The organism is Acinetobacter sp. YH12069, from assembly GCF_013419675.1.
Taxonomy (GTDB): Bacteria; Pseudomonadota; Gammaproteobacteria; order Pseudomonadales; family Moraxellaceae; genus Acinetobacter; species Acinetobacter amyesii.
The window spans coordinates 159,498-170,105 of the sequence record NZ_VOZS01000008.1 but is presented as its reverse complement, the minus strand read 5'-3'; the positions used below and the strand labels follow the sequence as shown (position 1 = coordinate 170,105).

General features: G+C 39.5%; 9 protein-coding genes. 1 reads left to right on the top strand and 8 read right to left on the bottom strand.

Annotation, left to right across the window (positions count from 1 at the left end; genetic code table 11):
- Positions 1–239 precede the first annotated feature (239 nt).
- The 8 genes from rapA to FTU16_RS07960 all read right to left on the bottom strand — a co-directional run bounded on the left by rapA (position 240) and on the right by FTU16_RS07960 (position 8,807).
- Positions 240–3,077 (bottom strand): RNA polymerase-associated protein RapA, encoded by a 2,838-nt coding sequence (gene rapA, locus FTU16_RS07995; protein ID WP_180003802.1) that lies wholly within the window; start codon positions 3,075–3,077, stop codon positions 240–242.
- A gap of 141 nt (positions 3,078–3,218) precedes the next feature.
- The gene (locus FTU16_RS07990) at positions 3,219–3,863 is read right to left on the bottom strand and encodes an RluA family pseudouridine synthase (RefSeq protein ID WP_078188821.1); all 645 of its coding nucleotides are present in this window, start codon (positions 3,861–3,863) and stop codon (positions 3,219–3,221) included.
- Positions 3,864–3,996: 133 nt separating this feature from the next.
- A complete protein-coding gene (locus FTU16_RS07985) occupies positions 3,997–4,701 on the bottom strand; it encodes a phosphopantetheine-binding protein (protein ID WP_180163047.1) in 705 nt (234 codons plus the stop codon).
- 139 nt (positions 4,702–4,840) lie between these two features.
- Positions 4,841–5,134 carry a hypothetical protein gene (locus FTU16_RS07980; protein ID WP_180163046.1) on the bottom strand — a complete coding sequence of 98 codons (294 nt, stop codon included), beginning with the start codon at positions 5,132–5,134 and terminating at the stop codon, positions 4,841–4,843.
- Between the two features lie 226 nt (positions 5,135–5,360).
- Positions 5,361–5,774 carry a heme-binding protein gene (locus FTU16_RS07975; RefSeq protein WP_180163045.1) on the bottom strand — a complete coding sequence of 138 codons (414 nt, stop codon included), beginning with the start codon at positions 5,772–5,774 and terminating at the stop codon, positions 5,361–5,363.
- A 102-nt stretch (positions 5,775–5,876) separates the two neighbouring features.
- A complete protein-coding gene (gene hemL, locus FTU16_RS07970; protein ID WP_180163044.1) occupies positions 5,877–7,175 on the bottom strand; it encodes a glutamate-1-semialdehyde 2,1-aminomutase in 1,299 nt (432 codons plus the stop codon).
- A gap of 35 nt (positions 7,176–7,210) precedes the next feature.
- Positions 7,211–7,831, bottom strand: a complete 621-nt coding sequence (gene thiE, locus FTU16_RS07965) for a thiamine phosphate synthase (protein ID WP_078188828.1) — start codon at positions 7,829–7,831, stop codon at positions 7,211–7,213.
- 592 nt (positions 7,832–8,423) lie between these two features.
- On the bottom strand, positions 8,424–8,807 hold the full coding sequence (locus FTU16_RS07960) for a DUF962 domain-containing protein (protein WP_180002975.1): 384 nt from the start codon (positions 8,805–8,807) through the stop codon (positions 8,424–8,426).
- A gap of 321 nt (positions 8,808–9,128) precedes the next feature.
- Here FTU16_RS07960 and FTU16_RS07955 point away from each other — a divergent pair, with 321 nt between their 5' ends.
- Complete coding sequence (locus FTU16_RS07955) at positions 9,129–10,589, top strand: inorganic triphosphatase (protein ID WP_180003176.1); 1,461 nt, start codon at positions 9,129–9,131, stop codon at positions 10,587–10,589.
- Positions 10,590–10,608: the final 19 nt, after the last annotated feature.

The window sequence follows — 10,608 nt, the reverse complement described above, 5'->3', positions numbered from 1 at the left end:
GCAAGTAACTTGGACCAGTGTTGATCATTTAGCATTGTTCGAGGCATAGCGAGTGTAAAATTGGGTTTGGCGATTTAATTTTACTATCTCGCTATTTTTTTAATCAACAAATGTCAACAGATCCTAAAAATAAACAATACAAAACTTTGATTTAGCGTAAATCTGTCGTGATTAATTTTACAGTTATAATTTTAGCCATAAAAAAAAGCACCCTAAGGTGCTTTTTTAAGATTCTTAACTTATGGCTTAACCACTACCATAATTTGAATCGCTTCTGGTGTAACCGCTAGACCATCAAGCAGTGTTAAACCTTCTTTTTGCAGTTTTTGTAAACGTGCAATTTCGTCTTCACGAATACTTGGGTTGAACTGCTTCAAATAAGTTAAACGGTCAATTTCATATTGCCATTTGCTACCGTAGATTTCTTTGGCTTGTTGTTTAAAGCCCGGTAATGCACCACGAGCAATTTCAAGCGCTTGCGTATAACGCTGTTCAATGACATCACGACGCGCCTTAACCACTTGGCGGCAACTGTTGCCATCAAGATGATGTAAATAAGGACGTAAAATTTCAGGTGCAATTTTTTGCGATAAATCCTGACCTTTTTCGCTCAGTAATACACGAACCAACTGTTGTGGCAAACTTGACGGCAAATTCAATGCTTTCGGTGCAACGACATCGACTTTAAACCACACTTCCATTAACACAGAACCTTGCGGTAAAGCGGCCGATTTCAATACAGCAACGTTGGTACTACCAAAGCCTTGCGTATTAATCATTTCCATCACACTTTCAGTGAATGGATGCTCAAGTGTTAAATATTGAGCATCTTCACGGATCTGTGCTTGGTCACGATAGAACGTCGCCGTCATACCTTCTTCGTCCAAAGTCAGACCTTGAACTTGCATTTGATCCGTTGGCTTGATGATCACGGTACCATTACTTTGCTCATCAAAATCAATGTTTGTAGACGCCATAAAGCGTTTCATAAACATTGGCAAAGTCGTGTTGTCATCATAATCTTCAAGTGCAGTCACAATTTCTTGTGCCACGATTGGACGGCAAGAGTTGTATTCAAGTAAACGGTCACGACCTTCTTGAAGTTCAGCTTCAAGCGCTTCACGTTGCACACTTACGGCTTCGAGCAGATCTTCAAACTCTTGGCCTTTATCTGCCAACAAACAATCTTTCAGATTGACGATGAAGTTTTCTTGTAAGGTTTGCGCAGTCGGCGAGATATTACAGAAAATATTTAATGCTTCGTTATACCAACGGAACATACGCTCTTGAGCAGTACCAACCAAATAAGGCACATGAATTTGAATACGATTTTCTTGACCAATACGGTCTAAACGACCAATACGTTGTTCAAGTACGTCTGGGTTAGCAGGTAAGTCAAATAACACAAGGTCCGATGCAAATTGGAAGTTACGACCTTCAGAACCAATTTCTGAACATAGTAAAATTTGCGCACCGTATGACTCTTCCGCAAAGTAAGCCGCTGCTTGGTCACGCTCTAATAGGCTCATGCCTTCATGGAACATCGCTGTGCGAATACCTGCATGCAAACGAAGTACATTTTCTAAAGACTCAACCACTGGACCACTGCGTGCAATCAATAACACTTTTTTGTGTTTCAGGTCTGTACGCAGACGTTCCATCAACCACATCACACGTGGGTCAGTTTCCATCCACGAGCCATCAAGCTGCGCTTCTTCAGGCCACATTTGTTCACGTAGCTTGCCATCTTTAGACCAGTTTTCTGGTGCAGGTAATGGCGCAGGCTGACAGTCACGACCTGGGAAGCCTTGAATCGCTTCACGGGTATTACGGAATAAAATACGACCTGTACCATGACGGTCTAATAACTCATGAATAGCACGGAATCGTTGTTCTGGCTCGTCAGTAATTCGATGACCTAATAGACTTTCAATCGCTGCCAAATGCCCTTCTTCGAGTGGCAGATCAGACATCAGCACTTCAGCAATTTTAGCTGTTTGGTGATACTGCTCCTCTTCATCCAAGAAACGATCAAGTGAACTAAAACGTTGTGGATCAAGTAAACGTAAACGTGCAAAGTGACTTTCCACACCTAATTGTTCAGGCGTTGCGGTTAGTAACAAGACACCCGGCGTTTTTTCAGCAAGTTCTTCAACAAGGTCATAACGGTCATTGCCGCCTTCTTCTTCTGACCACATTAAATGATGGGCTTCATCGACCACGAGCAAATCAAAACCAGCTTCAAGCGCTTGTTCACGCAAGTCATCATGGTCGATCATCAAATCAACACTAGCAATAATGCATTGTTCAGTTAAGAATGGGTTGAGGTCTGGATCGTGTTCTTTAATCGAAGCTGTACGCGTCAAGTCAAATAATGAGAACTCAAGATTGAAACGACGACGCATTTCAATCATCCATTGATATTGCAATGAATCAGGTACTAAGACCAAGATACGTTCTGAACGACCCGTTTTGAGTTGCTGATGAATAATCAGACCAGCTTCGATGGTTTTACCCAGACCAACTTCGTCAGCAAGTAATACACGTGGAGCAAAACGTTTACCCACTTCATGCGCAATATACAGTTGGTGTGGAATGAGACCCACACGTGAACCTACCAAGCCACGTAGAGGGCTAGACTTCATATTGGCTTGAAGAAGCAGTGCTTCGATACGCAGGTCATACCATTCTTTATAGTCCACTTGGCTTGCAAGCAAACGATCTAATGGTTTTGCTAACTGAATACTTGCACCAATACGTGTTTCATTCAGTGCTTTACGCTCTTCTGTGCCATCGGCAAGTTTACGTACCGCGTTATAACGAACCACACCACCACGGTCTTCAAGAGATTCAACAGTCCAAATTTGACCTTCTTGGTCTTGGACTTCGTCATTTACATTGAAAACAATACGAGATAAAGGTGCATTGTGACGGGCATAGACACGAGTTTCATCACTTTTCGGGAATAAAATGCTGACCGATCGCTCATCAACATCAATAAGAACACCTAAACCCAGTTCCGTTTCTGTATCTGATAACCAACGTTGACCAATAGCAAACTGCTGCAATTTTTCCACCTTTTTCTCAAGTTCGGTCTGAAAATATTATGCTCAAACTGTGAACGTTATTTGAGCAAAAATCTAGACCATAAAGCAATATATTTTGACATAAAGCCCACTAAATAGTGAGCAGAATTCTTAGGGATTTAAATGATTTTCCTAAAATGGTACAGGACAGTGAAATTCCACTGTTTGCTCTGTTTCAGGATGGTTAAAACTCAAGCGCTCAGCATGTAAACATAAGCGTGGCATCAGCTGCTGTTGCTCAGGTGTTGCATACAAAGTATCACCAACAATAGGATGACCTAAATATTGCATATGAACACGAAGCTGATGGGATCGACCGGTAATAGGAGTTAACACTACACGTGTTACGGCTTGACCCTGAATCTCAAAATGTTCAGTGGCTTTCCAATGCGTAAGTGCAGGCTTATTATGTGCAGGATCGGCAATATGCAGTGGCGGATGTTCTGGGTCATACACGACGGGTACATCAACAGTACCTTCACCTTCGAGCGTACCCGCAACCAATGCCTGATATGTTTTTGAAGTTTGACGTTCTTGGAACTGGCGTGAAATTCGATTTTGCCCTTGACGGGTTAATGCAAAAACCAAAATACCTGAGGTATCACGATCCAAACGATGGATGAGCAAGGTATTCGGTTCAATTTTTAATAATCGATTGATAACACAGTCTTGTAAATCTGCTGTTTTTCCCGGAACTGTGAGTAAACCTGCTGGTTTATGGATCACCATAAAGTCAGTGTCACGATGTATCAGGTGTTCGGTTAGAAAATTACTCAAAGTTCAATCCAGTTCTGATCTCGAAAAACAAGGCGGCAATAATAAAAAGCTTAGCCAACAATTACAATGCACAAAGCTATATTTCCCGACGTATTTTCCGATTTAGAACAAAAATAATTCCAATTGGCTTTGTTTAATCTGTATTGAGCAATTTTTCTAGCAATGCTTTTAAACTTGCACCATCTAAAAAGTCTTCATAACGGATGTTTGCACCATTGGCACGCCACAACCCAATTAAGCTGACCATGGCAATGGAATCGAGCCCATAACTGCGTAAATCGATTAAGGGATCTATTTCCAATGCGTCCATATCTAACTGTTCTGCGATAGCCAATAATATGCCTTTGGCCGACAAGACGAATTCCGTTGGCGCTGACAGATTCCAAAGCCGCATCAAATTATAACTACTCATATGATGGATACCTTGGCCTGATATGGAGTCCACCCACAGAATATGCTGTTCCTGATTATTCAGCACAATTGCGTCATCAACAATACAGATTTGCTCTGTCACGCTGTATAGATGCGGCAAGATCTGTTTCAGCATAGGTGTGATTTGCCCTGCAAAGATGAGCTGCGGGTGTGTTGTTGCATATTCACCGAGCTGCTGCATGCCTTGAAGTAAATCATCACCATATAAATCTACAATAGGAATCTCTAAGGCTTTGGCTTTATTGGTCAACTGGATAATATTTTCCATCAACTGCGTATCTTGTATACCCTGCTGCATGCGTAAGTTTTGCAGTCCTACTAATACCAATACTGACTGTGTTGATGACAGCTGCCATTTTGCTTGAGATGGTGAAAATTGGATTTTTTTAGGCATTGGGTAAAGCATGGGAGATGAGTCAACTAATTATTCATAAATTAAACTTATGCTAGCGTAGATACACAAAAGTAATAAGTTCTTTGCTATTTACCTATGTAAACATAAACATTTCGTACAATCTTCATTATATTAAATGGATTTAATTTTGCTAAGCCTTATATTCTTTAAATGCTTGAAGCATTTCCTTTTTCTGTTCTTTAGAGGCATCTACATATGAGTAAAATCTTTCATAATCTGTTCCAAATTGGCTACTTTCAATTCTTTTCGCTAAGCCATCAATAAAACTTTTTCCTTGAGTCTGATACTGCTGAATCGCTTGTTCATCTAGGCAGATAGTTTTCTCCCAAGAAATTCCACTTATATTTATAAAAACATTGAGATATATATTTTCGCTATCCTCATATAATTCCCAAAAATAAGGTTCTATTTCTATTAGCTGCATTCTACTAGTATTCCTAAACTTTTAATTATTTTTACAATTAACATAATAAACCTTTTACGAAATTCTTGAAATTTACCTATAAGCATCAATATCTTATTAAAATCATCCATTTCAGAGTCCAGCACAATGAAACAGCTTTTTTGTGATTATTCACGTTCGACGCATCATTGGCTATGAAACTATGAATTTTTAAATATAGCTAAACTTAAAAATCTCTAAGGAAGTTTTATACCTGTGCCAAAAACTTCTCAATCGCCTGCTGTGCAATTTCTGCATCCTGAAATGACTTTACCCCAGACACGCCCATTGCACCCACCAATTGCCCTTCGTACATAATCGGCTCACCGCCTTCCAGCATGCCTGAAAAGGTATCCATGGTCAGAAAACCCATCTGACCACTTTTGATGATGTCTTCAAATAACTTTGAAGGACGACGGCTAATGGCTGAACATTTGGCTTTTTCTAAGCATAGATTTGCTGTCATTGGCGATGCACCATCCATACGTTTCATCGCCAATAAATTGCCTGTATCATCCATTACCGCAATGCTGACATTAAAACCATTTTCTACTGCATAAGTATGTGCTGTGTTTAGTAAAAATTCTGCATCTGCTAAAGTTAAATAATGCTTGGTTTTCATTTAAAAATCCTTTTCTTAAAAAACTGAACTTATAACAACAAAAAAGCCCACAGCAGGCTGCGGGCTTTATTCTAAAGCAGAATTTACCGATTTAAATGAAAATTACTTCATTTCAGCAAAAACTTCTTTCGCCATTTCAATGGTAAATGTAATATCTTCATCGCTATGCGCACTTGAGAAGAACCCTGCTTCAAATGCAGACGGTGCAAGGTTAACACCACGTTTCAGCATGCCATGGAAGAAAGTGCGGAACGCATCTACATCACATTTCAAAATTGAATCAAAACCAGTGATTTCAGTTTGATCTGTAAAGTAAATACCAAACATACCGCCCACTTGCTGGGTAAAGAACGGAATGCCCGCCTCGTCTGCAGCAGCTTGTAAACCAGCAAGTAAGCCTGCCAATTTTTCAGTTAAGGTTTCATAAAAGCCTGGTTTACGCAAATGTTTAAACATCTCAATACCAGCACGCATAGCCAATGGGTTACCAGACAATGTACCCGCTTGATACACCTTACCCAGTGGCGCGATGCACTCCATCACTTCACGTTTACCACCAAAAGCACCCACGGGTAAGCCTGCACCAATGATTTTGCCTAAAGTGGTCAAATCAGGCGTTACACCATAATGCGCTTGCGCACCGCCAAGACCTACACGGAAACCTGTCATTACTTCATCAATGATAAAGACTGAACCATGCTCATCACACACATCGCGAATTGCTTGCAAGAAACCATCTATCGGTTTAACCAAGTTCATGTTGCCTGCAACTGGCTCGACAATTACACCTGCAATTTCTGAACCGAATTTTGCAAAGCATTCTTTCAGCATGGCAATGTCATTGTACGGCAGTGTTAAGGTGTGTTTAGCGAAATCAGCCGGAACACCTGCAGAAGTCGCTTCACCTTCACCCTTGGTCAATAAGCCAGAACCTGCTTTTACTAAAAGCGAGTCTGAGTGACCATGGTAGCAGCCTTCGAATTTTACAATCTTGTCACGGCCGGTGTAGCCACGAGCAAGACGAATGGCGGTCATGGTTGCTTCAGTCCCTGAGTTGGTCATACGAACCAATTCAATAGACGGCATAATTTCGCAAATAATATCCGCCAAAGTCGTTTCATGAACCGTTGGCGCACCAAAACTCAAACCATCAACGGCCGCTTCTTGAACCGCTTTAATAATGTCGGGCTGCGCATGACCTAAAATCATTGGGCCCCAAGAGCCGACATAGTCGACATAGCGTTTTCCGTCTACGTCATAGAGATATGCGCCTTGCGCTTTTTCGATAAATACCGGTGTACCGCCTACACCATTAAATGCGCGTACAGGAGAGTTTACGCCACCAGGAATATGCTTGCTGGCTTGTTTAAATAATTGTTCTTGCTTAGCAGATAAGCTCATAAAAATTCTCTACTTATTCAATCTAAAAAATAAAATTAAGCTTGTTCAGCAAAAAGCTCAGACCATTCATAAACACGACTGCTTACAGCAGACATTGAACGACCTAATACATCACTAATCACAGCACAAAGATCAGCACCCGCTTCAATCACTTCAGCAGAATTTTCTACAGTTAATCCACCAATTGCACAAATAGGTACATTTAGTTTCGCTTTGGCTTGTTTTAGCGTTTCTAAGCCAATATTGCCTGCTTCAGGCTTGGTTTCAGTCGCAAAAATTGCGCCAAAAGCCACGTAGTTTGCGCCGTCTGCAATCGCCTGCTCAGCCAGTTCTAAAGAGTTATTACAGCTTCGACCGATCAAAACATTTTTAGGTAAGCGTGCTACAGCTTCAGCAATTGAACCGTCATCTTGCCCTAAATGGACACCCACACCATATTGAACTGCAGTTTCTAGATCGTCATTAATAACAAAAGGCACTTTGTACTGATTACACATATTTTTCATGTATTCAATTTCATAAGCCTGATCTTCCTTTGCCACTTTTTTACGGCGATATTGCAAAACAGCAACTTCATAAGTTGCCATCGCGCCTTCGAGTTTGGCTAAAAGCAATTCGATAGGATCATCATTGGTAATGAGGTATAAACCACGCATAATTCAATCACAACTTAAAACTTTTGAATATTATAACGATTAGGTCTATGAAATGTTGCTTGGGGCATAAAATTTTAATGCTTTGCCGCTGAGAAAGTTATATTCCTTTTCACAGGACTGCTTATATAAATGTTTAATTGAATTTTCTGTAGAAAATGGCAAAAAATACCTATTTTCAGGTATAGAACAAAACTGATACAAATTATTTAATACTGAAACAGAAGAACACAAAACGCAGCGCATAAAAACACAACACTTTATAAAAATAAAAATGTGTAACCTATTAGACTTTTTGGTGCTTGGTAAGAAACGTTTTGGGGAGCGTTCAGAGCATCAAAAAGTCTAGCCTATTTTATGAAAATTTTTATTGTTATATCTTTCAAACAATAGACCTTTTCTAAGGCCATAAAAAAAGCCTAGAGAAGGTCACTCTAGGCTCGGAAAACTGGGGTTTATCGACTTTTCATCTTATAGATAAGTAGTAAATAAACAATATGAACATTATTAGACTAATCACTCTAATTTTGCAAGTCATTTACTCAAAAAAATCACGCCTAGATCCATAAAAATTAAACGTTTGATTAATAAATAATTAACTATCAATCTTATCTAAATTACGGTCTTTTAAGCTTAAGTTTCCCTTCACAATATCAGACAGCATACGCCAATCGGAAATAAAACTGTACAAAGGTTGCTTGAAACTTGCTGGCTTATTTTTTTCAAAGAAAAAATGTCCGACCCATGCACAGGCATAGCCTGAAACCAGACCATAAGCAAAATACTTTGGTTGTTTTTTTAAAATTGCTTTCGTGAAGAAATAGAGTCCTATACTGCTGCCTGTGGCATGTAAACGTCGGCTCATGATATTTCGATGTTCAGTCAAATAAAATCGATAAAATTGCGAGTAGTCACGAATAGGCAACTGAAATTCGGGCTTTAAATCTCGATTAAACTCGGGTTGTACTTGTGAATTCATTTTGTGCTCATCCTGAACTTATTTTAACCAACATAGCTCAAAACTCGCCCACTTTAAAGGCGTAAAATTTTATTTTGATCCCATGAAAGTCGAACCATTGTGAATTATACAATTGATGGAATATCCATCTTTTAAAACTTTTCTTAGTCCAAAAGCAGAGTTTTCAAATCCGTCAAGTCTTACTTCTCAACTGTTTTTCGCTACAATCGATACGCGTTTAACTCATAGAAAATTTACGCACATTTTAGTTTTTCATTTTTATAAAAATTTAAAGATCGCTTCATGCCAGATCATGAAGTTGTGACATCAGGACAGAAAACCATGGTTGAAGTTGAATTAAAGTTCCAGATTCCAGAAGCACGTCGAACTGCATTATTAAAAGCACTCGATCCAAAAAAATCGGAACAAATTCAACTTAAAGCTAAATATTTTGATACCCCAGATCGACAAATGGCCCAGCAGCATGCAGCCTTGCGTCAACGTTTAGAAGGAACGCGCTGGATTCAAACCTTGAAAGCTGCTGGTAAAAGTCACATTGAACGGTTTGAACATAATTTAGATTTGGGTGAACTTGAACAAGCCCCTGCCCTAGATTTATCTGTTTATAGCAATGAAGCTGAAGTTCAGTCGGTTTTAAAAACCACTTTAGGTGATCAGCAAGATTCGCTACAACTTCAATTTGAAACTGAGATTCTGAGAACTTATCGCGTCATAGAGTTTGAAGATGCCAAGATCGAAGTTAGCTTAGATATCGGCTGTATCCGTAGCAACAATACAGAAACAGAGGTTCACGAAGTTGAATTTGAACTTAAAAGTGGCTCTATTCAATCACTCCTTGCCTTTAGTTTTGAATGGGTTAAAAAGTACCATTTGTGGTTAGATGTTCGTAGTAAAGCTGAAATTGGAAATTTGCTGGCATTGAATCAAACTGTGAGTCCAGCAGTTGAGGCTAAAGAATTTCAACTCAGTAAAAAAGACACTGCCGCAAAAAACTTACGACTTTTAATTGCACAGGAAATGCAGCACCTTCTGCCTAATATTGCCGCAATTTCTGCAGGTGTTGCTCAGGCCGAGCACATTACACAAGCTCAAAAAGCACTCCATCATTTACAATTAACCATTTCGCTGTTTAAAGATTGGAACAGCGATATCGTTGAAAAATGGGCTGTGCAATTGGGCGCATTTAAACAGCAGTTTGAACAATTACACCATTTTGAGCACATGCAAAATACCTTGGGTGGCTTTTTACAAAACCCAACGACCTCAGAAAATTTAACCAAAGATATTTTGTATGCCAAAGAGAAGTTAGGCAATTTGGTTAAATCGACTCAAAATGTGCATCATTATCTTGAGCTTTTAATGTTTAGTTTGAAAGTCGATGAAGCACCGCAACAACATGATTTTAAATGGTATGCTCAAACTACCCTTCAAAACCAATATAAAGCCCTGCAAGAGGCTTTAAATGATGCCGACATTAACAATTTTGAAAGCTTAGATGTGCTTTCTCAGCGCATACAAGAGCTTAAATTTAGCTTCCCAATTTTGACGTCTATTTATGATGTAAAAAACTTGCAGAAATATAGTAAAGCGCTCAATGATGCACAAGTCGCGGCTCAGGAATATCAAGTCCTTTCCTCTTCTGCACAATATATTCAGCAAACAGAGCTGGAAGCTAGTGATTGGTTTGTTCTCGGCTGGTTGACTGCAAAACAAGAGGTTTATGCAGATAAGCTATTAGAAGCGACCGAGCAATTCCTTGTCAGTCGAAAACTCATTAAGTAAAATCAAAAAGGGAGATTCA

Coding starts and splice junctions, on each gene's coding strand:
- FTU16_RS07980 (WP_180163046.1), bottom strand. CDS start 5,134: ATGCAGCTAATAGAAATAGAACCTTATTTTTGGGAATTATATGAGGAT.
- thiE (WP_078188828.1), bottom strand. CDS start 7,831: ATGCGTGGTTTATACCTCATTACCAATGATGATCCTATCGAATTGCTT.
- FTU16_RS07975 (WP_180163045.1), bottom strand. CDS start 5,774: ATGAAAACCAAGCATTATTTAACTTTAGCAGATGCAGAATTTTTACTA.
- FTU16_RS07955 (WP_180003176.1), top strand. CDS start 9,129: ATGGTTGAAGTTGAATTAAAGTTCCAGATTCCAGAAGCACGTCGAACT.
- FTU16_RS07985 (WP_180163047.1), bottom strand. CDS start 4,701: ATGCTTTACCCAATGCCTAAAAAAATCCAATTTTCACCATCTCAAGCA.
- hemL (WP_180163044.1), bottom strand. CDS start 7,175: ATGAGCTTATCTGCTAAGCAAGAACAATTATTTAAACAAGCCAGCAAG.
- FTU16_RS07960 (WP_180002975.1), bottom strand. CDS start 8,807: ATGAATTCACAAGTACAACCCGAGTTTAATCGAGATTTAAAGCCCGAA.